Origin of the sequence: Methanobrevibacter sp. TMH8, assembly GCF_020148105.1 — an archaeon.
In the GTDB taxonomy this organism is placed as follows: Archaea; Methanobacteriota; Methanobacteria; order Methanobacteriales; family Methanobacteriaceae; genus Methanobinarius.
This window is the reverse complement of the sequence record NZ_JAHLZE010000037.1, coordinates 14,862-38,454: the sequence shown is the minus strand read 5'-3', so window position 1 is coordinate 38,454 and position 23,593 is coordinate 14,862. Positions and strand designations below refer to the sequence as shown.

19 protein-coding genes are annotated in these 23,593 nt (G+C 25.4%); 6 read left to right on the top strand and 13 right to left on the bottom strand.

Going from position 1 to position 23,593, the window contains the following annotated elements; genetic code table 11:
• Positions 1–132 precede the first annotated feature (132 nt).
• A complete protein-coding gene (gene cca / locus KQY27_RS08070) occupies positions 133–1,554 on the top strand; it encodes a CCA tRNA nucleotidyltransferase (RefSeq protein ID WP_224426068.1) in 1,422 nt (473 codons plus the stop codon).
• 25 nt (positions 1,555–1,579) lie between these two features.
• Here cca and priS read toward each other — a convergent pair whose 3' ends face one another.
• Both priS and priL read right to left on the bottom strand, forming a co-directional pair.
• Positions 1,580–2,551: a DNA primase catalytic subunit PriS gene (gene priS / locus KQY27_RS08065; protein ID WP_224426122.1), complete on the bottom strand. Its 972-nt coding sequence runs from the start codon at positions 2,549–2,551 to the stop codon at positions 1,580–1,582.
• Positions 2,552–2,667: 116 nt separating this feature from the next.
• Positions 2,668–4,032 (bottom strand): DNA primase large subunit PriL, encoded by a 1,365-nt coding sequence (gene priL / locus KQY27_RS08060; protein WP_224426067.1) that lies wholly within the window; start codon positions 4,030–4,032, stop codon positions 2,668–2,670.
• A gap of 523 nt (positions 4,033–4,555) precedes the next feature.
• Here priL and metG point away from each other — a divergent pair.
• The 4 genes from metG (at position 4,556) to KQY27_RS08040 (ending at position 10,395) form a co-directional block, all read left to right on the top strand.
• A complete protein-coding gene (gene metG / locus KQY27_RS08055) occupies positions 4,556–6,670 on the top strand; it encodes a methionine--tRNA ligase (RefSeq protein WP_224426121.1) in 2,115 nt (704 codons plus the stop codon).
• A 355-nt stretch (positions 6,671–7,025) separates the two neighbouring features.
• Positions 7,026–8,684 carry a DUF530 domain-containing protein gene (locus KQY27_RS08050; RefSeq protein ID WP_224426066.1) on the top strand — a complete coding sequence of 553 codons (1,659 nt, stop codon included), beginning with the start codon at positions 7,026–7,028 and terminating at the stop codon, positions 8,682–8,684.
• Positions 8,685–8,699: 15 nt separating this feature from the next.
• The gene (locus tag KQY27_RS08045) at positions 8,700–9,230 is read left to right on the top strand and encodes a resolvase (RefSeq protein WP_224426065.1); all 531 of its coding nucleotides are present in this window, start codon (positions 8,700–8,702) and stop codon (positions 9,228–9,230) included.
• Between the two features lie 223 nt (positions 9,231–9,453).
• Entirely contained in the window at positions 9,454–10,395 is a 942-nt protein-coding gene (locus KQY27_RS08040) for a glycosyltransferase 4 family protein (RefSeq protein ID WP_224426120.1), read from the top strand.
• Positions 10,396–10,449: 54 nt separating this feature from the next.
• Here the strand turns inward: KQY27_RS08040 and KQY27_RS08035 are convergent, their stop codons facing one another.
• The 9 genes from KQY27_RS08035 to tes form a co-directional block, all read right to left on the bottom strand.
• Positions 10,450–10,953 carry a hypothetical protein gene (locus KQY27_RS08035; RefSeq protein ID WP_224426064.1) on the bottom strand — a complete coding sequence of 168 codons (504 nt, stop codon included), beginning with the start codon at positions 10,951–10,953 and terminating at the stop codon, positions 10,450–10,452.
• 45 nt (positions 10,954–10,998) lie between these two features.
• The gene (locus KQY27_RS08030; RefSeq protein WP_224426063.1) at positions 10,999–11,439 is read right to left on the bottom strand and encodes a hypothetical protein; all 441 of its coding nucleotides are present in this window, start codon (positions 11,437–11,439) and stop codon (positions 10,999–11,001) included.
• A gap of 356 nt (positions 11,440–11,795) precedes the next feature.
• On the bottom strand, positions 11,796–12,566 hold the full coding sequence (cobM, locus tag KQY27_RS08025; protein ID WP_224426062.1) for a precorrin-4 C(11)-methyltransferase: 771 nt from the start codon (positions 12,564–12,566) through the stop codon (positions 11,796–11,798).
• Positions 12,567–12,844: 278 nt separating this feature from the next.
• Positions 12,845–13,783: a DUF166 family protein gene (locus KQY27_RS08020; protein WP_224426061.1), complete on the bottom strand. Its 939-nt coding sequence runs from the start codon at positions 13,781–13,783 to the stop codon at positions 12,845–12,847.
• Positions 13,784–14,041: 258 nt separating this feature from the next.
• The gene (locus KQY27_RS08015) at positions 14,042–14,575 is read right to left on the bottom strand and encodes a methyl-coenzyme M reductase family protein (protein WP_224426060.1); all 534 of its coding nucleotides are present in this window, start codon (positions 14,573–14,575) and stop codon (positions 14,042–14,044) included.
• Between the two features lie 467 nt (positions 14,576–15,042).
• On the bottom strand, positions 15,043–15,600 hold the full coding sequence (locus KQY27_RS08010; RefSeq protein ID WP_224426059.1) for a hypothetical protein: 558 nt from the start codon (positions 15,598–15,600) through the stop codon (positions 15,043–15,045).
• Positions 15,601–15,847: 247 nt separating this feature from the next.
• A complete protein-coding gene (hacB, locus tag KQY27_RS08005; protein WP_224426058.1) occupies positions 15,848–16,333 on the bottom strand; it encodes a homoaconitase small subunit in 486 nt (161 codons plus the stop codon).
• Between the two features lie 144 nt (positions 16,334–16,477).
• Complete coding sequence (locus KQY27_RS08000; RefSeq protein ID WP_224426057.1) at positions 16,478–17,470, bottom strand: beta-ribofuranosylaminobenzene 5'-phosphate synthase; 993 nt, start codon at positions 17,468–17,470, stop codon at positions 16,478–16,480.
• A gap of 542 nt (positions 17,471–18,012) precedes the next feature.
• Entirely contained in the window at positions 18,013–19,509 is a 1,497-nt protein-coding gene (tes, locus tag KQY27_RS07995) for a tetraether lipid synthase Tes (RefSeq protein ID WP_224426119.1), read from the bottom strand.
• Positions 19,510–20,752: 1,243 nt separating this feature from the next.
• On the opposite strand from tes, the gene KQY27_RS07990 reads away from it, so the two are divergent.
• Positions 20,753–21,268 carry a CDP-2,3-bis-(O-geranylgeranyl)-sn-glycerol synthase gene (locus KQY27_RS07990; RefSeq protein ID WP_224426056.1) on the top strand — a complete coding sequence of 172 codons (516 nt, stop codon included), beginning with the start codon at positions 20,753–20,755 and terminating at the stop codon, positions 21,266–21,268.
• Between the two features lie 396 nt (positions 21,269–21,664).
• On the opposite strand, the gene KQY27_RS07985 is transcribed toward KQY27_RS07990, so the two are convergent.
• Together KQY27_RS07985 and KQY27_RS07980 are read right to left on the bottom strand one after the other, a co-directional pair.
• Positions 21,665–22,348, bottom strand: coding sequence for a hypothetical protein (locus KQY27_RS07985; RefSeq protein WP_224426055.1), 684 nt, complete (start codon positions 22,346–22,348; stop codon positions 21,665–21,667).
• Between the two features lie 30 nt (positions 22,349–22,378).
• Positions 22,379–23,443 carry a hydantoinase/oxoprolinase family protein gene (locus KQY27_RS07980; RefSeq protein ID WP_224426054.1) on the bottom strand — a complete coding sequence of 355 codons (1,065 nt, stop codon included), beginning with the start codon at positions 23,441–23,443 and terminating at the stop codon, positions 22,379–22,381.
• Positions 23,444–23,593 lie beyond the last annotated feature (150 nt).

Genomic DNA, 23,593 nt, shown 5'->3' with positions numbered 1-23,593 from the left:
TAAATACTAAATTAAATACTAAATAAATACTAATTAAATATCTAAATTTAAAATTAAATTAATATTAAATTAATATTAAATTAAATGTTAAATTAAATATTAAATAAATCTATTATTAATATATGTGATTTTATGAACTATAAAGAAATATTAAAAGAAATAAAACCAACAAAAGAAGAATCAGAAATAGTTCATAAAATAGCTACTGAATCTATCACTTGTATTGATAATATAGCTAAAAGAGAAAATATAAATGTTGAAACACTCCTTGTAGGTTCAATAGCTAAAGAAACTTGGCTTTCTGGAAGTTCAGATATTGATATTTTTATTAACTTCCAATTAAATACAGATGTAGATTATTTAAAAGATAAAGGACTTTTTTTAGGATATGAATGTAGTAAACAGATGAAAGGAATAGCTGAAGAACATTATGCTTCACATCCTTATCTTACAAGTCATATTAATGGGTATGATGTAGATTTCGTTCCATGTTACAAGATAGATTGTGCAGAAAAATTAAAATCTGCAGTTGATAGAACAGTTTTACATACAAAATACATCCAAAAACATTTGAAAGAGGAACAAAAAGATGAAGTTCTTTTACTTAAAAAATTCATGAAAGAAGTTGGAACTTATGGATCTGAATTTAAAGTAGGGGGATTTGCAGGATATCTTTGTGAAATACTTATTTTAAGATATAATACTTTCGAAGAAACTTTAAAAGCTGCTTCTAACTGGAAAAACAAAACTATTATTGACTTAAAAAAATATGGAACTAGCAAATTATTTAAAGATCCATTAATAGCTATCGACCCAACTGATAAAAATAGAAATGTTGGTGCAGCTCTTAGAAAAGAGAAAATGGCAGAATTTATTATAGCTTCTAGAAACTTTTTAAATTCAGATGAAGATAAAAAAATCAAATATTTCAAACCTTTATCTAAAAATATAGACTGTAAAAATATAATAAAACAATTTAAAGATAGAAAAACAAAAACAATCACTATAACTTTTGATATACCTGATGTTTCTGTTGATTCTCTTCATCCACAACTTAAAAAAACTCAACAATCAATTGAAGAAAAATTAGAAAATAACGAATTTTCTGTATTTAAAAGTGATTATTGGACTGATGAAGAAAGCATTGCCGTTTTAATCTTTGAAATGAATGTTTACAAACAAAATAAATATTATATTCATGAAGGGCCAAAAATTTGGGATAAAAAAGCATGCGACAACTTTTTGGCTGTTCATAGTGATAACTCAAATAATTATGATTCTCATACAGAGGATTATTATGTCCTTGAAGATATGATTGTTATAAATAAAGAAAGAGAATTTAGAACAGCAAAAGCATTTATAGAAAATATTTTAACTAAAGAAAATATCCATATAGTAAAAGTTGGTAAAAATCTAAAAGACCTCATTATTAGTAGCTATAAATTAGATAATATTAAAAAATTATTAAAAGAAAATAAATTAAACGAAAATTCTGATTTTTTAAACTTCTTAGATGATTTTTTAAATCCTGGACAACTTTTAAAAAGATTATAAAACTAAATATATTATATATAATATATCAGTCTCTTTCTTCTACAAACTTAGGAACAGCATCTTTAAGTGGGTCAAACCATTCACGGTCTTTTACCTCAACACACTTCATACTGACCTTTGAATGAAGTGAACTTGGTAATCTGAGAATTCTTTTAAGGTCTATAGAAACTTTTGCATCAATAGTAGCTAAATTAACTCGTGCCATACTATTAACCATGTTTTTATATCTTCTAGGACCAATTTTACTTTTAAATATTCCCCATTGATTATCATCAAGAAGATCTCTATTTTTAATTATATCTTTAAGTAATTTTTGATTTATTCCATCTAATTCTTCAGTTCCATTTAAATGTTGAATATTAAACTTTATTCTATCTGTAAAAACTTTAGGATAAGCTATTGGAATGGAAAAATGTTCAAAATTATATCTAGTTCCACCTTCAAGAGCATTAGAATATTCTAACTTTGGAACTTCTGCTCCAGCTGCATATTTCAATATTTCTGATCTAAGGTCACTACCAGAATCCATAATTTCTTCATCTAATATTCTTATATGATATCCTCTTCCAGAATAAACTAAATGAATATTATTTAATCCTAAATCTCTTTCTAATGTATCTATAAGATTATTTACAATTTCAAGAGCTTCACCAAGACATATTTCACAAACACCATCACAATTACAAGAGCGAATTGGTAAATCCTTTGCATCAACATCAAAAACATACTCTGATTTAATCCAATCCCCTCTTCTTCGAGGGTTATTATAAAAAGCTACTGAAATATAAGCTGCAAATGGAGCTTTATATCTTAAAAAACGTCTAAGAGCATCTTTGCCTTTAAAAACTTTATACCTATCATTAGGACCATGCCCCAAATGATCAAATCCAAACTCTCTCTTATTGAGTCCTTCTGTAATAAATTCAGGAAGATCTTTCTCATTCCATTCTTCCCTATAATATCTCCGACGTTCTTCTAAAGTAGCTCCTTCAAAAATAATATCACCATTATCATAATATTTATTGATCTTTATGATTTTTTATAAAATTATTATTTTTATTTATAATTCTTATTATAATTGTTATTATAATTGTTATTATTGTTATTATTATTCTATTTATCTTCAGATTGAATCTCTTCTTCAGTATTTTCCCCTTTTCCATCTTTTTGTAGTTGCCATTTAGCTCTTGAATAATATGATAAAGGATTTCCAATTTTTGCACATAATTTATCTGGTTTACATAATTGAGGCAAATGCATTTTAATCTTTTCACAGCTCATAGGAGTATACCAAGTAGTTTCACCTTCGTGTTCAAGTTCAGGATCATTATACATTCCAAAACCAAGTTTTGAAGTTATATTTATTTTTTCCTGAGGTTGATCATCAAATAAAGGAGGAGAACAATTATCTGCAGCTTCATAAATAAGAGGTAAAATCTCATTTAAAGTTATAGTTAAATTAGGGTCAATATCAGATACTTTTACATCTACTCCCTCATTTCTAAAAATTCCTGGGTAAAGTCTTGCATAAGAGACAAAAGAGGTTAGAAGAAGTACAATTGCATCATTTCTTCCACCAGAAGTAACACCTTCTACTGTATTAGCTATACATGGTGGAAAAGCTTCCCTTAACAATTTTCCAATTTTCATATCTCCTCCAGGACCACCAGTTCCATAAAAACCACTGTATTTTGAAGAAAGTTCTGAGATTGTAGTAGCTATCATATCTGAAAGTTCAGCTATAGCAGGATGAACTTCAATAGTAGAAGACATTTCTTTAATTTTTTCAAGATAATTCTCTGTATTTTGCATTATCATATTAGTTAATATCAACTCTTTAATATTGTCCCCAATAATAATATCATACATTCTATCAGGAGCTCTATCTTTAAATTTGTCACCAAATTTATCTATAAAAGATTCTTTATCTAATATTAAATTACCATTATCAAGAACTAAATCTGTAATAGAAATTTTTTTAGAAGCTACAAGATCTTTTAAATAAGTCCAACTGATATTATCATGAATAATTAGCTGAGATAATATTTTATTAACTATCTCTTTTCTTTCTTGAGGCATTAATTTAACTAAACGTTCCTCAATAAGTTTCCCTTGAGATTCTATAAAAAGTCTAGTTTCACGAGAATTCAGATTAAAATTAGTAGCTATAGCTTGAGAAATTAAATGAAAAGATATGACATCGGATTCAGCTATTTCTTCATTTAAAAGATAGCTAAAATCATCATTATTAAAATCTTTATTATTTTTTCGTTCAATATACCATTGAATCCTTTTAATAGCTAAATCACCATAGTTAACAGGTATTAAAGAATCATCATCAATATTTTGACGTTTGTCATGAGTAACTATATTGATTAATTCTTCATTAGTCTCGAATACACTGTTAAGATCGCCTTTCTCTTTAACAATTTCTTGACCTTCCTCTGATAAAGGATTTATAAATGACAATAAAACCATATTATTTTATTTGTTTTTAAATCTTAAAAGATTATTGTTAAAGTGATTATTTTTTACTTTATTTTTTAATATTAAATTTATATCAAATTTATACTTTATATCAATTCTATAACTTTATATTCAAATTTATTTTTTTATATTGAATTTATATCAAATTTATACTTTATATTAAATTTATTTTTAATTTGTAAATATCTATATTGAATTTTATATTTATTTAATCATAATGATGAAAATTATTAAATAAAATATTATTAAATAAAAATTATTATTTTTAATAAATTAAAATTGAAAAAATGATATAATGATTTTTAAATAACCATTCAAAAGTAATAATATTTAAAAAATTAAAAATAGCTATTTTAGAATTAAATTTAATTATATTCTAAACAATTTTAGAATTAAATCATCATATTTATATAAAACATAAAGTAAAAAATATAACATATTTAATTTTTTAAATATTTGAAGTATTTTCAAAATTTAGAGATACTTTAATTACGATTATATAAATTTTAACCTAATTAAAAAAGAATTAACTAATAATAATTCATCTAATAGGAGGAAAGAAATGTCAAAAATATTTATTTCATGTGCACTTCCTTATGCAAATGGTCCTTGTCATTTAGGACATTTACGTTCAACTTATATTCCTGCAGACATTTATGCCCGTTACAATAGAATGAAAGGGAATGATGTTTTACTTGTTTGTGCAACCGATGAACATGGTACACCAATAGCTGTTAAAGCAGATAAAGAAGGGAAAAAACCTATCGAAATAGCTAAAAGATACCATGATATGATTGCAAAAGACCTTGAATCATGCGATATCTCACTTGATAGTTTTACACGTACTACTGATAAAATTCATTATAAAATAGCTCAGGACTTCTTTTTAGATTTATATGGAAAAAATCTTATTTATGAAAAAGAAATAAAACAGCTTTATTGTGAAAATTGCGAGAAATTTTTACCAGATAGATATGTAGAAGGAATTTGTCCCCACTGCGATAGTGAAAGAGCTAGAGGAGATCATTGTGAATCCTGTGGTAGACATTTAGAACCAACTGATCTTATAAATCCTAAATGTTTAACTTGTGGACACACACCAATTATTAAAGAATCAAAACACTATTTCTTTAGATTAAGCAATTTCCAAAAAAGTATTGAAGAATATATCAATTCAAATAATTCTATGCCAGCTAATGTTAAAAATTATGCTAAAAATTGGTTAAAAGAAGGATTAAATGATTGGATATTAAGCAGAGATATGAGTTGGGGAATTCCAATCCCTCTTGAAGGAGCTGAAGGTAAAATACTATATGTTTGGGGAGAAGCTTTCCTTGGATATATTTCTTCTGCAGCACAATGGTCTAGAAAAACTGGTGAAAAATGGGAAGACTATTGGAATGATACAGCCCTTCACTTTATTGGAAAAGATATTATTTACCATCATGCTTTGTTTTGGACATCACTTCTTGAGGGATATGGGTGTAGATTACCAACTAATATAATAGCTGGAGAATATCTTTCACTTGAAGGTAGAAAAATGTCTACCAGTCAAAATTGGGTTATTTGGGTAGCAGATTTTGTTAAAAAATATGATAGTGATTTACTTAGATATTATCTCACAATAAATGCTCCATTAAACAAAGATACTGATTTTTCATGGGATGATTTTGGAAGAAGAATTAACGATGAATTAGCTGATGTATTAGGAAATTTCTTGCATAGAACATTTACATTTACTAAAAAATTCTTTAATAGTAAAGTTCCAGAATATAAAAATCCAAATGATGATGATAGAGCTTTTGAAGTAGATATTGAGGAAATTCCAAATACTGTTGGACAATTAATAGAAGAATTCAAATTCAGAGAAGGTTTAGTTGAAATAATAAAAATAGCTAAAAAAGGAAATAAATATTTCAATGATCAAGAACCTTGGAAAGCTGTAAAAGAAGATGAAGAACGTGCAGCTAATTGTTTATATCTTTCAAATCAACTTGCAAAAACTTTAGCAATACTTTTAAAACCATATATCCCAAATAAAGCTGAAAAGATAGCTAATATAATGAACATACCTACTGATACAGAATGGAATGATTCTAAACTTTACCTTGAAGTAGGACATGAAATTAATAAAGCAAAACCATTATTTAAGAAAATTGAAGAAGAAACTCTTGAAAAAGAAAAAGAAGACCTTTATAAAAACTTAGAAGATGAAGAAAATACTGATGATAATAATAAGGGAAATATAGATACAAATAATGATGAAAATAATGGTAAAAATAATAATAAAAATGATAAAGGAGTTGAAAATATGAGTGACCAAATTACTATTGATGATTTTGCAAAAATGGACATAAGAATTGGACAGATATTAGAAGCTGAAAAAATAGAAGGATCCAATAAATTATTAAAATTAAAAGTTGATGTAAAGGAAAAAGAAATTCAAGTTGTAGCAGGAATAGGAACTAGATACTCTCCTGAAGAATTAATCGAAAGAAAAGTAGTAGTTTTAGTCAATTTACCTCCAGCTAAGTTATTTGGAGTAAAATCTGAAGGAATGATTCTTGCAACCGATAGTGCAGCTTTATTAACTCCTGATGAATCAGAAGTAGGTGAAAGAATAAGGTAATATATAATTGATTTATAATAAATATTTAAATATTATAAAAATCAATTATTAATCTCATTAATATATTATTTTATATTATTTTTAATAGTCTCCAATACTGTTTAATATTGCATAATATTTTTTAATATTGTCTATTATTATTTATTATTTATTATTATTTATTATTACTCAATATAATTTATATTGATTAATATTATTTATTATTAGATAATATTAATCCATATTACTTAATATTAATTAGTATTACAAATACTTACCAATAATAAAAACATTACCAATAAATCCACATAAATAATCGATGAAATTGGCGTTGATTTCGATTATTATGTTTGATTAAAGTCCTCACGGTGATTTAATGGATGAATCGACACTTATAAGTAAAACTGAAAGATACTTAAATAAAATACAAGAGAAAGAAATAAGTTTTGAAAATATTTCAAAGTTAGATGTATTTAAGTCAGTTTACTGTAAGTTTACACACAGTTTAAACAAATTACAAGAATTAAAAGAAGATATGGATTCAAAAGGTTATACTGCCCCATATCGTTCTTTAAATAGATATGGATCAAGTGCATCTGGAGATGTAGCTTTTGAAGAATTAAGTGAAGTAAATCGACATGGCCAATATTTCAGAATGAAAGCAACAGCTAAAAAAAACATACTTGACCGTGTAAAATCAGCTATTGATGCTCATAAAATTGCTATTGGACATTTAGAAGAATATGGAATATTTGAATGCTCCAAATGTTCAAAATCATACAAGCCTTCTAATTTTATCGAATTACTAAAAAATAACAAAAACATTGAGTTAACCGAGAAAATCAATGAAATTGATGAATTTGGTGAAAATGATGAGCTAAATGAAACCATTGGAACTGCAGAATGTTCCTGTGGAAGTAATGAATTTAATTTTAAGATTAATAAGACTGGAGTTTATCGTTTAGAAATAATTCCCTATTTGCCATTATCTGGAAATTATATGGTTTTAATGTCTGGAATGACAAGTTGGGGAAGAGAATCTTTTAAAAAGGTATTGAATCTTCTAAAACAGGAACGAAAAGGAGTAGTTAAAACTGTTTCTGCTGTTATAAGATTTAAAGAAAATGATAGATGGATTCGTAAAAGGGTTACAATAGATTCAGAACATGTTGATAACTATGAAGAAGAAATAAGAAAACAATATGGAAAAAATGTTAGAATAGAATTTTTACAATTTCATAGAACAAAACCAACTATAATTAATGATAAACATGCTAGAACTGCATTAGCTATCGGATATGTTAAATATGCAGAAAATATTGTTCAAAATAACAAAGAATCTGTTTTTAAAGAAAATATAAGTAATATATATAAATTAGCAAAATATGATGAAATAGTTAGAGATGTTAAACTACAAAGACCCAAATTCATAACTGAAGAAGATTCTTTGGAAGAATGGCAAAGCTTTGAAATTGAAAACAGACTGAAAACTGTAGGATTAATGAGTAAAAGAGAAAATTTAGACCCTCAGCTACTTCAAGATATAAAAAAAAGAGAGTCTGTTGAAAAAGATATATTTTCAGAAGTAGGTTCAACACTTATTTTATGGGATATATTTAAATATTATCTAACAACTTCATATGATAGAAGAAAAAGATATGGCGGTCCATTTCCATATCTTAGAATTGATATAGATAGACAACAACGAAGAATTTTTGAGAATATGAACCGAGATGTTGTAAAGATTCTAAAAAATAATGAAAATGAACATATTGTTGAATTGCATAATATGGATTTATTATTAAATAAAAAATTTAATTTAGAGAAAAAGATAAAAGGTTCTAATATCCAAATTGATAATGTGGCATTAGGAGCAGCTATAATCAGTTCAAATTGTAATATTCCAATTTCTACCTCTGCAAGAGTTTTTAATGTAACAGAAAAAAGTGTTAGAAATGAAATTGATAATATTAATACTTTTAAAAAGCCAAAAAGTAATAAATCTAAAAAATTCTTAGATATGATTAAAAAATAGAAAATAAAGGAAATTATGACTTCAAATAATAATGATACAGATTATATCATAGACGATAATGAAGATGAAAATAATACTATTCATATTAGTTCTCAATTAAGTTCAAAAATGATTGTGGAATTAATGGATGAATATCCTGATTTAAAAAAGATAACTTGCCCCCCTAGTTTATACAAACGAATTTCAAAAAAATATCTAGAAGTATTAGAAGAATTAGGAATAGAAGTTGAAATAAAGTATAATTGGGGAACTAGAAAGAAATATAAAGATGAAATGAAGGAAGAAGTTATTAATCTAATAAAAGAAGGTGAAGACCCTTCTAAAATAGCTGAAAAGTTTAATCTTCCTGTTAAAACTATTTATTATCTTAAAAATACTAAAAAAGATGAAAAAATTTCTATAAAATTAGGGAAAAAAAGCAAATATAGCGATGCTACAATTACAAAAATTAAAAATCTAGCTAAATCTGGAATATCTCCAAAAAAAATTTCTAAACAAGAAAAAATTCCTTTAAGAACAGTTTATTATATTATCAACAAGAAATAACAAATAATAAATACAATTACAAATAATAAATAATTAATTGACTAATTGAATAATAGAAAAAATAAATACTGTTGCAAATAATAGATAATTAATTGATTAATTAAATAATAGAAAAAATAAAGGTGAAAAATTGACTAGTTTACTAATAACAAATCCAGATCTTTCAATTGTGTTAATTTCAGCAGTTTGTGGTGTTTTAGGGTTTTTAGTAACTAGATTTACTATGCCAAGATTAATCCATAAACTCGAAAAAGCAAATATTATTGGAAAAGATATACATAAATCTGCAAAACCAATAGTAGCTGAAATGGGTGGAATTGGAATATTATTTGGTTTTATTATTGGAATATTTGCTGGTATATATTTACATCCTATTTTAACATTTCAATTAAGTATAGTTCTTCTTGTTATTCTTCTTGTAGGAATAATTGGTATGGTAGATGACTTATTAACATTATCATCAAAAGAAAAATTTATTTTACTATTTTTAGCTGGTATCCCATTAATATGGATTGCTCCTCCAAATGTAGGGCTGTTATATCTCATTTTAATCCCAATTGCTCTTTCAATAGTAGCTAACCTCACAAATATGTTAGCAGGTTTAAATGGAATTGAATCTGGTCTTGGTGTAATAGCTATGACCTCATTAACTATTTCATGTATAATTCTTGGAAAGTATGATGTTGCGATTATTAGTATGAGTATGCTAGGAGCACTTATTGCATTTTTACTATATAATAAATATCCTTCTAGAGTTTTTCCAGGAGATACTGGAACTTTAATTATTGGAGCTGCAATAGCTGCAATAGCTTTTATTGGAAGAATGAAATTAATTGCATTCATAGTCCTTATACCAAATATCATTGATGCAGCTATGAAATTTTATAGTGCGGGTATTATGGAAAGACAACAACATAATCCTACCCAAGTTAACGGTGATGGAAAGCTTATAATACCAGATCAAGGTTTCAAATCTTTAATCCGTTTAGTCCTCAGAAAACCAATCAGTGAAAAAGAGGCTGTGAGAATTATTTGGGGAATTGGAATTGTTTTTGGTATACTTGGAATTCTTGTAGCTATAATTCTCCCCGACATAATTGGAAATACAACACTAGCTCAATTTATTAAATATAAAGATGTTTTATATTATTTATTTGATTTTTAGTTATATTTTATTTTTAAAAATTTTTTATAACGTTTTAATTAAATATTGTTTAATCTAAACCCATTGAACATTTGAAGTTGTAAAAACATGATGTTTAGAAAAACAAGGATTATACAAATTATTAGTTAATTTTGACGTGTTAAATGTCATAGTAATACTTTTTCTTACATTATATGTTATTCTATCTCCAGCAGAAACTTTATCTTCATTTTTCACAATCGTTGGAGAAGAGGCAAAAACTCTTAATTGTATACTAGTTCTATTATATCTACTGTCATAACCACGGTTAACTGTCTCTATTTTTACAATTTTAATGGCATTTGGATGAGTTAAAACACTATTGTTATTTGAATATTTGCCATATGCACTTTCTTCATAGATAGCTATTCTATCCTCACTAGCTCCAAGATTTATCCCATTTCTTGCTCCGGCTATAGCTAAATTCAGATCATTATCATAGCTTAAAAAATTAGCTAATGATAAAACTAAAATAAGTCCAAAGCTAATTAAAAATAAAAATTCTATAGCACCTTGTCCTTTATTATCTTTATAAATCATATTACCACATAATCAAAATATATTATAAGATTGAACTTTATAAGATCAAATCTTATAAATTTGAATTATTGTTAAATTATTATCGTCTGAAGATTTTTGAATTTTATAGGATTCAGAAGGATATAACTTGATTTCATTAACAATGTCTTTATTAAAATTAGCTAATCTAATTGGTATTATTGCAGAATCTCCTTTTCTATTTCCAAATTCTATTAAAACCTTGTTTTGATTTATCGTTATAGAAAAAGATCTTTTAGAAACATTTTTTGGAAGAGTAATTTCTTGAATATGTCCAATATTATTTGAATTTACTTCATTTATGGAATTAGCTATACTATCTACAATCATCCTTCCATTAAGTTCTTCTTCCATGACCATTGTATCTTCTAGATTATTTCCAATTAAATTCAAGCCAATGATAAAAATGATTAAACTTAAAAAAATTGTAAATATAAAGTCAACTGTTGATATGCCTCTTGAATCCATTGATAATTAGTTTATTAGAAGATATTAAAAAGTTTTATTCATTTCTAAAGTAAAAATTGATTTATAATTGTTATTTTGACATATCACCAATATTTTTATTACTAATAGAAAAATTGATTCAAAAAAGTAATATTTATTTTAATATAGGATATTGTTTTTATATAATTAAAGTTAATAAAATAAAAAATGAAATAAATGTATTAAAAATAAAAATAAATGGAACAAGATAATAAAAAAAAAATTATAGTAAATAAAATAATATTAAGAATACTATTGAAAATATAAATATATTATAATAATAAAACAAATAACAGCAAAGATAGTGCTAATAATAATGAAAATATAATAAAATATAGTTACCTATATTCATGTTTAAAATTAGGATCATATAGTTTGGATGCTTGGAACTCTCCAGGATTAAGTACATCTCCAACTACTATCATAGCTGTTTTAGTAATATTAGCTTCTTTGACTTTTTCTGCAATAGTTGATAATGTTCCTCTGATAATTAATTCATCTTCCCATGAAGCTTTTCTAACTACAGCTATTGGAGTATCATCATTATATCCTTCTTTTCCATTGTGACCTTCTTTTAGTTCTTTTACTACTTTATCTATCATTCCAATTCCAAGGAAAATACACATTGTAGCTTGATGTGTAGCTAAACTAGCTAAACTTTCTTCTTTTGGTTTTGGTGTTCTACCTTCAGGCCTAGTGATAATTACAGTTTGTGAAATTTCTGGAAGTGTAAGTTCAGCTTCAAGGGTAGCTGCAGTTGCAAATACAGAGCTAACTCCAGGTATTATTTCATATTCAATATTTCGTTTTTTTAACTCTCTTATCTGTTCACCAATTGCCCCATAAATTGAAGGATCTCCAGTATGGACTCTAGCTATACTTTTGTTATTAGCTATTCCTTCTTCTATAATAGCTATTATTTCATTTAAATCAAGTGATGCACTATTATATACTTCTGAATCATCTTTTCTATGATTTAAAACCTCTGGATTAACAAGTGAACCTGCATATATAATAATATCTGCATTTTCAATAGCTTGATAACCACCAATGGTTAATAGTTTAGGGTTACCCGGGCCTGCACCAACAAAAATCACTTTTCCTTTCATTATATCACAAAATATTATAGTAAAATATATAGATAAACTTATGATTATTATAAAAATTATAAAAATCATTAAATGATTATATAAAATTATATATCGATTATAAGTAGATTATATAGATCATATGTACATTATATAGATTATATAGATTATATAAATTATATAGATTGTATATATTATATATAGATTATATACATTATAAATATCAATTATAAAAAATTATAAAATTATAGAATTTATAGAATTATAAAATAGAATAGTATTCTAAAAAATATGAAAAATTATTCTTTTTTAATAGGAACTTTATTATCATAAATATATATTGCTCCATAAGGACATTCATTAACACATATTTCACAAACCCCACAGCTAGCTGGATCTATAACTGCTTTACCATTTTCTCCATGATAAATAGTTTCTACACCAGTTAATACATTAGGGCAAGAATTTAAACATGCATTTTCACATTCTTCTAGTCCTTCACAATCATCAGCATCAACCATAGCAACCCTACAAGTAAAACCTAATGCTCTTTTTATAGCTTCTTTTGTTCTATAGCTAGCTAAGTGAAGTACTGTATCTCCAGTTATGTTATCAGTAGCCATTGAAGCAGAACATGGAAAATTATGGAGTTTATTATTAGCTTCAAATTCTGCATCTTTAACAGAGACCCCTATCAAATTTTCTGCTATAAAATGACTAGCTCCACAAGGAGCTCCTCTAATAACTTTTACAGAACTTATATTACTATCTAAATCTATTTCATCAGAAGGATTAGAGGTTTCGATTTCAAATTCTGGTTTTCCAAATACTTCTGCAAATTCATCTATAAACTTATCTCCTATTGGAGTAAGACTACAAAATGGTTTTGGAAAGACAATAGTCATATCATCATCTAACTCAGATTTTATCTCATTTTGAAGTCCTAGAGGTATTTGTTGTGGATGGTAAATCGGAACAATGATAGATTTAGCTCCAGAAGTTCTAGCTACATCCGGAATAACCATATTTATATCACCAAAGGTTCCAACAGCTATTATCAAATCTGCTTCAGGAATGTTTTTTGGTATATATTCACTAACATCATCAATAAATTCAGGTAAGTCTTCAGATGATGGAAATTCATGTATTCCAACAATATTAGATGCAAGACCATGCGTAGCTATTCCATTGACTATTTTAGAACCATATTCTCCAGAACTAAGTATGAAAATTCTCATATTATCCTCTCAGAAATTATTAGCTATATAATTAGCTATATATCATTAGTTATAATATCACTATTTATATATCCTATTTATATATCCCAGTTATTATACTAATTATATATCCTAGTTATATCATATTTAAAAATTATTTTTAATCTATTTCAATTTTTTATATATAATTGTAGATTTATAGTTTTTACTATTTTTATTTTCAATTTTTAGTATATAATATATAATTTTTAATTATATTAATTTCAATTAAATTTAGAACTATTTTTCACTTTTATTGTTTTGTTTATTTATTTTATAATGAATTAATTCATTTTTCTCAAAAGATTTTATAATACTCATTTCTTCCATTAGAATTAAAAGTTCATTTATCTTTTCAAGGAATCCTTCTTCATTACATATGTTTTCTAAGTTACAATCTTTAAGATTAATAAAGTCAGGTTTGTTTAATAAATGTTTGTTAATCTCTTCCATATTTAAGAGTTCATCTATTTGTAGCTTTTTATATATTTCAAATATTAAAACTACTTTTTCAATTTCTTTATTTTCCATCAATACAGGTTCAATAGATCCTTTAATTTCTTTAGCAAAAGATTTAATTATTTCTTTTTCTTCTTCAGGTACAATAAGAAGAACCTTCATCTCTTCGCTTAAAAAATACATTCCCCTATTTACTTTGAAACTTTCCATTTCAATTATTAATCCACCAACATCATCTATAAATTCTTTAAATTCATCAAATTTATAGACTCCTCCAGTAAATAGTAATAAGTCATACATATTAACATCTGACATCTTTTTAATATATTTATTAAATATAATTATTAATATACTAATAAAATAGAATAATTTGTAATTTATTATAATTTGATTAATTAATTATTTTATATAAATTATATAATTTTTATAAGCTATACAATATTTTATTTTTCAAATTATATTATTTTATCTATATTTATCTAATTTATTATCTATGTTTATCTAAATTCAACTAATTTATTATCCATATTTATTATTTTTAAATATAGAAATTTTATATAAATAAATTAAGATAAAATAATGGAAAAAATAGGATTAAAAATGGGACAAAATAGGTGACAAAAGGTAAAATGATAAAATAAGTAGTAAAATAGATTGTAAAATAGGAGTAAATAGGAATAAAATATTAAAATAAGGTATTTACAAAAAGAAGAAAAGGGGTTTTAATAATGAAAACCACAAATTATCATATAAGCTATTCATTTATTTTATTTTATTCTCTTCTATTTTATTTTAAATGTTTCAGCCATATGAACAACAGTACCTAAGTCTGTAGATAATAACAAAGCAATTGTTTTAGTGTCATCATCAAAGATAGGAATTATGTAAACTGGAATTGTAGCAGTTTGATTAGTAGTATTATAAATAGTACCATTATAATTATATTGTGAACCATCCACAGTTTCAAAACCAGAGAAAGATTCTTTAATTCCACTTTTACTATAACTATATATCTCTTGAGCATAGCTTACAGAAGAATCTACTGAAATTAAGTTAATACTAGTAGAATCTGCTTTTAACATACCGCTTGGATTGATTAATGTAGGAATCATGTCAAATATGGAAATTTCAGTTTCATTAGCCAAATTAGGAATATATGCTAAAGTTTTTACTCCTTCGCTAGTAGTTTCATTAACAACAAAATTAACATCAGATGGTATCTCTACTTGGATATTTTCATCACTAAATGTTTTATAATGAGGAGTTAAAAAATAAACCCCAACAGCCACTGCACATACAATGATTAATATGATTATTAAACCAATAATTTTCTTATTCATTTTAATTACCCCAGATTGATAGTTTATAGTTATTTAATCTTTTGAAAATAGTATGTTATAAATCTTTATATATGATTTCCAAAAACAATGGGATATTTATTATAAATACAAAAAATTATGAATAAAGAACAAAAATATGATTAAGATATTTTCTTATCATCACATATACATAAAAATTTTAACATAAAAATAATTGCTATTTAAAAATAGAAAAATAGAGTAATTAAATTAATATTTGACAAATAAATTATTCTTTTTCTTTAAGATAATGATTTACTAATCCTCCATCATTTAGGATGTTTAACATGAATTCTTTAAATGGTTCTATTTCAAAGGTTTTATTAGTTGATTCATTGATAACAATGCCCTTTTTTAAGTCAACTGACAAAATATCTCCTTCATCAGCTTCGATATCTGCTTTAATCACTGGAAGACCAATATTAATAGCATTTCTATAAAAGATTCTTGCAAATGATTTAGCTATTATAACTGAAATTCCAGCTGCTTTGATAGCTACTGGTGCTTGTTCTCTAGAAGATCCACAACCAAAGTTATCATCAGCTACAATAATATCTCCTTCTTGAACATTTTTTGCAAAATCATCTCTCTCACCAGCCATTACATGGAGAGCAAGATCTTTTGGATCAAATGTTCTTAAATACCTTCCAGGTATGATAACATCAGTATCAATGTTATTTCCAAATTTCCAAACTTTTCCTTCTATTTTATCCATTTAAATCCACACAGAATAATATTAATAATTAATAATTAATAATAAATAATAAATAATAAAAAATTATAAAATTATAAAAAAATTATAAAAATAAAAATAATATATTGATAATCATGATAATATTAAAATATACATACCAAATAACTATTTTTTAAGTTCATAACCATGGTTTTGGGCTTTTGCTTTGAAAACAAAACCATCTTCTCCTAGATACTCTTCAGTAGCTTCAAAAACATCTTTATTATTTTTATCAATCAAGCCATAAACAGCTGGACCAAACGAACTCATTCCTACACCATAAGCACCGAATTGCCGCATATTATCCATTAAGTCTCTGACATTTTGAGCTTGGCGAGTTACTTCAACATTTTTAAAACCAAGTTTTTGAATTCTATTAATTGAATCCCCAACAGACTGTATGTTTTCTTCTAAAAGAAATGGAATTAAGTTCATAAAAATAATATGAGATAACTGTTCAACTTCATTTTTAGGAACAGGACAATATTTTTCAAAAATATCATCTTCTTTCATCCCTGTAACAGTTGTATCTGCCTTTGAAATACCTACAACAACTTCCCAATCCTTTGGAAAATCATATCTACCTATTAATTGAGGTGGTTTAGCAGGGCGAACAGAAGAAGGTAAAACTGATCCTTCTTTGTCTTTTAAATCATGACCACCATCTACAATAAATCCACCATAATCAAAAGCACCCATTCCAATACCAGAACTACCTCCTCTTCCAAGAATAGCTCCAAGACCAATACTATCCATATTAGTATTGTTATATTCACAAATCAATTTAGCTGTAGCTAATGACATTTGAGTTCCAGAACCTAGTCCTGAATGTGGAGGATAAGCTTCTTCAACAGTAAAATGAAAACCTTTCTCAAAATTAAAATGAGAAGTAATTTTTTCAGCAGAAATGCCTATTTTATTAATAGCTTCCTTTTTTATCTCTTCATCAGTGATATTTTCATTAAAATCAATAGTTATACCTTTATCAGCTGATTCACAACGAAGAGTGAAGTTAGGTTTATCTATGGTTAAACCAATACCACCATCTGCTCTGCCATATGACCCATTTAAATCAATGAGTGTCATATGAAGCCTTGATGGAGTTTTAATAATCATCATATAAGCTCCTTTTGGTTGGTTCAGTAGCTAATATAATGTAACCACTCCCTAATAAACTTTTTAAACCTTTTAAAGCTATTAAAACTATTAAAGCAATTATTGATATTAAAGCTATTAGTAAATGTTATTAATATTGAATATTAGCTAAATCAATATGTTCTTAAAGCTAATTAAAATTAATTGAAATATTAATTAATATCTCTTGCATTATGACCTGTTGTTAATTATATGCATTATATTTTAATTATATGCTTTAATTAATTGACTTTATACTTTTACAGTATTACCGATACATAAATCAAATATTTTTTTTTAATTATGAATTAAATTAATTATAAATTAAATATTTTTTAATTATAAAACTAAATTAATTATAAATCAAATATTTTTTTTATAAAATATGAGTAGAATCTAAGATACTATATTTCTCATATTATATTAATTTTTATATTTGATTTAGTACCTATGAACTTTATATTTAATTTAAAACCTATAAAGTTTATATTTGATTTAATATCAATAATCTTTATAAGTTTAAATCATTATTCTTTTTTAAATGGAACTGAAAATTCTTCTTCAATTTCTTGCCTATACATTGAATTCATAGTACAGAATGGTATTATACGACCATCAGGAACTGCATAGTGAATTACACATTTTTTAACCCTATCTTCATCAAAATTAAACGGATCCATGAAATGCATGCAAGAAATAAGTAATGAATTATGGTGGAAGTCTCCTAAAGCTTCGTAAGATCTATCTTTAAATACATTGACTAATATTTTAGATATATCTAATGATTCTGGAGCTTTACTTCTATCTAAAACTTTTGGGATTTCTCTTGTAGCTTTAGCTAATACCCTAGGTTTAATTGCAAACCCACCTTCTTCTAATCTTTCAGCATTTTCATCAAGGAAATTCAAGAATCTATCAACATCAATGAACTTTGTAACTGGAATGATTTTGCCATCATCAATAAAGATATAAGTAGCTATACCACAGTGTTGATGACAATTTAAAGTTACAGATGGTTCTTCACCTTCAAGAGCTCCAATAAAATGAGATATTGGTTCCACTGAAGAAGGAGGATAGAAATCGTCTTCATCAACTTGATTATTACTTTGTTGACTAACTAAATCAATGAAATCAGGGATAGTAATTCTCTGTTCTTCAACTTGATCTTGAGGAGTTCTACCTGCAAATGAAACAGGTTGGAAATTTACTCCATGAATAACATCAATATTTTTAATAGCAAATTGAATTATATCTCCTACTTGATCATCGTTAATTCCTTTAACTAAAGTTGGAACTAAAACTACTCCAAGACCAGCCTTTCTACAGTTTTCAATAGCTTGAATTTTCTGTGGAAGAATATTTTTTCCACGATTATAAATATATGGTTCTTCAGTTACACCATCAAATTGAAGATAAACAGTATTAAGTCCAGCATCAGCTAATTCTTGAGCCAAACTTTCTTTTCTAGCTAATCTTAAACCATTGGTAGCAATCTGAGTGTGAGAAAAATCTTTTTCTTTAGCTAACTTAACAAGTTCAACTATATCATTTCTAACAGTTGGTTCCCCACCAGCATATTGAATTGCAGGAGTAGGAGTAGGTTTGAGATTTTTTAAGTTGTCTAACATCTGTCCAATTTCTTCAAAAGTAGGTTCATAAAGTTTTTTAGAAACAGCAGCATTAGCAAAACATACAGGACATTTAAGATTACATCTATTAGTTACATCAATAAGCCCAAGTACAGTAGATGTTTCATGATCACTACATATTCCACAGTTATTTGGACATCCTAAACCATCTTTATTTGCATTTGCATCTACTTGAGGATTTTTTATTGGTTTTATAGAAGGATCAAAATCATTGACACGTTTATAAAGCTCTGCATTAGTCCAATAAGTATTATCAAAGCTCCCATGTTCAGGACATTCTTTTTTTATCCAAATTTTCCCATCTTTTTCATAAACTTCTGCTTCTACTGGTTTAAAGCAAGTCGGACATAAACTCATTGTTTTTTTAATAAACACCAAAATTATCACCTATGGTCTTAAGTAAGCTTTAAATTGAAATTGATAAATAATCATTAAATTATGAATGTGAATATAATGAATCTTAAGATATTATATTATTATTTCTTATTGTATAATATTATTAATATAATCTTCTATAAATTATAAACAAATTATATTTTTATACAGATTATATATGCTAATTATAATTTTCTACAGATTATAAACAAATTATAATGTATTATTATAATATTTAAATAGATTAATTGAATAAATAATAAATCACAACCTATACCTAAATAATTGAATGAATAATAAACAATATGAATTATAAAGGTATTTTAATATATTATAAACCTACAGTACAAAATAATTTATAGGAATAACTCTTTATAGTACACCATAACTTCTTATTATAAATGAATAAATAAATGAATATATTATAATTATTAAATAAGTATTGTATGTTATAATATAATATTATTTCTATAGTTATAATATAGTTGTAATAGTATATTAAAATATTGAAATAAACAAACAATTTCAATAATAATCATGAATCAAATTAAATTAATTGAATTGTAATATAATAAAATGTCACTAATTTTAATATAATATTAATAATACCATGAGAAATACCATTAACAAAAAATATCCTTAACATAACAATAATAACAATATAATAGTCACTTATATACTGATCATTTAATTTATTATATACAATATCATTTTTATAAAAATCTGATATTATAATTGTTATCTAATAATATTTATATTATATTATATTTATATTTAAGTGTGGTATCAATATAATTTTATTGAATACATAACTTTAAAAAAATAATTAGAAAAATAAATAAATAACTTTATAAATTAAAAGGAAGAAAGTTATAAGAAATTAGATTAAATATTTTTAAAGTATAATAAAGTATAATATTTATGAAAAATGAATTTAATTTAATTAAAACTAATTTAATCAGAATAAATAATTTTAATTATACAACCAAATTTATAATAAATTAAATATTAATTAATATCATATATTTATTATTTAATGTTATACAATTATTATATTTATTTTATATTTATAATTTGTATATGATTTATATAAGGTTATAACTCCATATATTCTATTATAATCCTATTATAAATAATATAACAAATTAAATGTTATTAAAACAAAATACCAATCCATAAAAACTATTAAAATTATTATAAATTATGAATTTATCCTAAATTATTCCAAAAATAGAGGAAAATAATGTCAGATATTACTGCTTTTATTATGACTTGCCTTAGTGCAGTTTACTTTATAATGCCCGCTTATATTGCAAATCTCAGTGGCCTTGCATTTGGAGGAACCACCCCTGTAGACCTTGGAAGAAACTTTCCAGATGGTAAAAGAATTATTGGTGATGGAGTAACTTGGAAAGGCCTTATTTTTGGAACAATTACTGGAACTCTAGTTGGAGCTATTGAAGGAATCTTAATTTGGGATCCTGTCTATGGAATAGTAATAGGATTTTTATTGAGTTTTGGTGCATTGTTAGGTGATGCAGTAGGTAGTTTTATTAAAAGAAGAATAGGTATAGGTAGAGGCAAACCTGCCCCTATATTAGACCAACTTGATTTTATAGCTGGAGCATTAATCTTAGCATCATTATTCACAACAATAACCTGGGAAACTGTATCAATAATAGCTGTTCTTACTTTAATAATACATCTTATATCAAATATAATAGCTTATTTAGCAGGCATGAAAGACGTTTGGTACTAATTGAGTTTAATATCCATAATGACTGTTTCTAACAAACTTTTTTAATATACTTATTTTTTACTATTATTTCAATGTAATTATTCTTTAATATCATTTTAATATCATTTTAATATTTTTTATAATATTTTTTATAATATATTTTCTTTTATAATATATTTTCTAAATATAATTTCTATAATTCCTATTTTATATATTATAAAATAATTATATCAATTTATATCAAAATAATAAAAAATATTGTTTGAAATTGTTATTTATAGAATATAAACGAATTATAAAAAAAATAAAAATAAAATGAAATATAAATGAAAAATGAATGAAATAAAAATGAATGAAATAAAAATAAAATAAATAAAAATAAATAAAATAAAAAATTATTAAATTATATTTTATTCTTTAAAAATTTTTAAATGAACTACTCACCAAATCATAAGATTTTGAAAAAGCTTCACTAAAACTTAACCATTCAGGTATCTCATAAACAAAAAGAGGAGTTCCAGTTGCTACAATAGGATTGTCGACTCTAGTTATTGAAGTACTTTTAGCAGAAGATTCAGTATCTCTCTTATAATATTTAAAGTCAGGAAGATCAGACATTACTTTTTCAGCTAAATTAATTGATTTATAATCCATTGAAGGAGTAGCTATATAAAAACCATCTCCATAACCTTGTTCATGATCATGACCAACGATTACAAGATTATAATTTTCTTTAGCTATATCTTTCACAACAAAGTCATGAACAAGAGTTTCTCCATTAGCCCTACCTACTGCAAAATTTTCAGGATTAGCTAAAACTGTGACTTTATAGTTTACAACTTCAACATTGTTGAAAAATGCATATATTTTTGCAACTTCAGGTAAAACATTAGCAGAAAGAGTTTCACGAGCATGCATACCAGAAACAATAGCTATTTTTTTATCAGAATTACCATAATGAGAATAAGTATCTTTGGTAACATAACCAAGATTATTAGAACCAATATTTTCACTATCATGCATATTTATAAATAAAGTAATCCCTGCTCCTATAGCAAGTATAATCATTAAAATTGCAACAAATTTATGCCATCTTTTCATCTTACCGCCTCAATAAAACTATTTAATATTCTAAATTTTACTTAAATATTCTTCTACCATGACAGCTGTTCCAATAGCTGGAGCAACCACACATTCTTCATCAGTTAAGATTTCATCCATAGATTTAATCTTAAAATTTAATAAATTCCCTGCTTCTTTAGCTAATATATCTTTTCCAAGACCAGTTGTTACAATTAAATCTAAATTTTCTCTTTTTGCTACTTTACTAAGAGAATTAGCTATTTGTTGGACTTGCTTTTTGTGAATATATTTAGAAATTTTAACAATATCATCGAAAGATAGAATATCTAAATCAGCACAAAGAACTCTTGAAATACGTCTTGCAGATTCTTCTTTTGACTTTCCAGCACCATCACAAGTATGGCAAACATAATCATCAATAGTTATTTTATCTAAAACGTTATAGACATCTGCAGTAATGGCAAAAAGCTCTGATGCTACATTAAAATCTTTATCATCAAATTTAATTTCATCTAAAAAGCTAGCTAAGTTAGTTCTAAGAGTTCCAGTATAAACAAGCTCACCTGTAGCTAATCTTTCATAGTCAGACCTACCTTTAGCACATTCTTTTCCATTTTTTACAGGAATAATATCTGTAGTAGTACTTCCAGTATCAATAAAAATACAATTAGGATCAATTTTAGCAGCTATTTCCGCAGTAGCTATCCAATTTGCAGCAGCTATTTCAAGAGGGTTTTTTTGTATTTCTTCTATAGATAAAACATTATTTGTTCCAATGAATGCAATTGGAATGTTTTTTGAGGAAATATTTTCAAAAGCCTCTTTAGTTTTATTAGCTATATCTAAAACTCCTTCTTTTTTAGTTTCATAAGCATCTACAAGCTCAGCAGTCATAGAAATACCAATTCCATCTATAGAATCAATTCCACCATCACTAACATCAGTTTTTTGAATCAGATTCAGTAATGTGTCTCCCAAATCCTCTTTATTACTCCACATAGGAAGATATTCGAAATCAGTAGCTATATTTTTGATTTCATGAGTATTATCATCAAAATCAACAATAGCCAAGTCAGTATTTGCACCACCAATATCAAAACCAGCAATTTTCATAACAACACCTTCCTAAAATCTTTAAACATTAATAACACCAAATAATACTAAATAACTAGAATAACACCAAATATACTAACTAAATAACCAATTAACTAATAACAGAATAACACCAAATAATAAAATTAATACTATTAATTAACACATAAT

What these genes read in the sequence shown, in the direction of transcription:
- KQY27_RS08030 (WP_224426063.1), bottom strand. Translation starts at nt 11,439, where the DNA reads ATGGATTCAAGAGGCATATCAACAGTTGACTTTATATTTACAATTTTT.
- KQY27_RS08010 (WP_224426059.1), bottom strand. Translation starts at nt 15,600, where the DNA reads ATGAATAAGAAAATTATTGGTTTAATAATCATATTAATCATTGTATGT.
- priL (WP_224426067.1), bottom strand. Translation starts at nt 4,032, where the DNA reads ATGGTTTTATTGTCATTTATAAATCCTTTATCAGAGGAAGGTCAAGAA.
- hacB (WP_224426058.1), bottom strand. Translation starts at nt 16,333, where the DNA reads ATGGATAAAATAGAAGGAAAAGTTTGGAAATTTGGAAATAACATTGAT.
- KQY27_RS08035 (WP_224426064.1), bottom strand. Translation starts at nt 10,953, where the DNA reads ATGATTTATAAAGATAATAAAGGACAAGGTGCTATAGAATTTTTATTT.
- cca (WP_224426068.1), top strand. Translation starts at nt 133, where the DNA reads ATGAACTATAAAGAAATATTAAAAGAAATAAAACCAACAAAAGAAGAA.
- KQY27_RS08045 (WP_224426065.1), top strand. Translation starts at nt 8,700, where the DNA reads ATGACTTCAAATAATAATGATACAGATTATATCATAGACGATAATGAA.
- KQY27_RS08040 (WP_224426120.1), top strand. Translation starts at nt 9,454, where the DNA reads ATGCCAAGATTAATCCATAAACTCGAAAAAGCAAATATTATTGGAAAA.
- KQY27_RS07980 (WP_224426054.1), bottom strand. Translation starts at nt 23,443, where the DNA reads ATGAAAATTGCTGGTTTTGATATTGGTGGTGCAAATACTGACTTGGCT.
- KQY27_RS08020 (WP_224426061.1), bottom strand. Translation starts at nt 13,783, where the DNA reads ATGAGAATTTTCATACTTAGTTCTGGAGAATATGGTTCTAAAATAGTC.
- KQY27_RS08015 (WP_224426060.1), bottom strand. Translation starts at nt 14,575, where the DNA reads ATGTCAGATGTTAATATGTATGACTTATTACTATTTACTGGAGGAGTC.
- KQY27_RS08000 (WP_224426057.1), bottom strand. Translation starts at nt 17,470, where the DNA reads ATGATGATTATTAAAACTCCATCAAGGCTTCATATGACACTCATTGAT.
- KQY27_RS07990 (WP_224426056.1), top strand. Translation starts at nt 20,753, where the DNA reads ATGTCAGATATTACTGCTTTTATTATGACTTGCCTTAGTGCAGTTTAC.
- KQY27_RS08050 (WP_224426066.1), top strand. Translation starts at nt 7,026, where the DNA reads ATGGATGAATCGACACTTATAAGTAAAACTGAAAGATACTTAAATAAA.
- KQY27_RS07985 (WP_224426055.1), bottom strand. Translation starts at nt 22,348, where the DNA reads ATGAAAAGATGGCATAAATTTGTTGCAATTTTAATGATTATACTTGCT.
- cobM (WP_224426062.1), bottom strand. Translation starts at nt 12,566, where the DNA reads ATGAAAGGAAAAGTGATTTTTGTTGGTGCAGGCCCGGGTAACCCTAAA.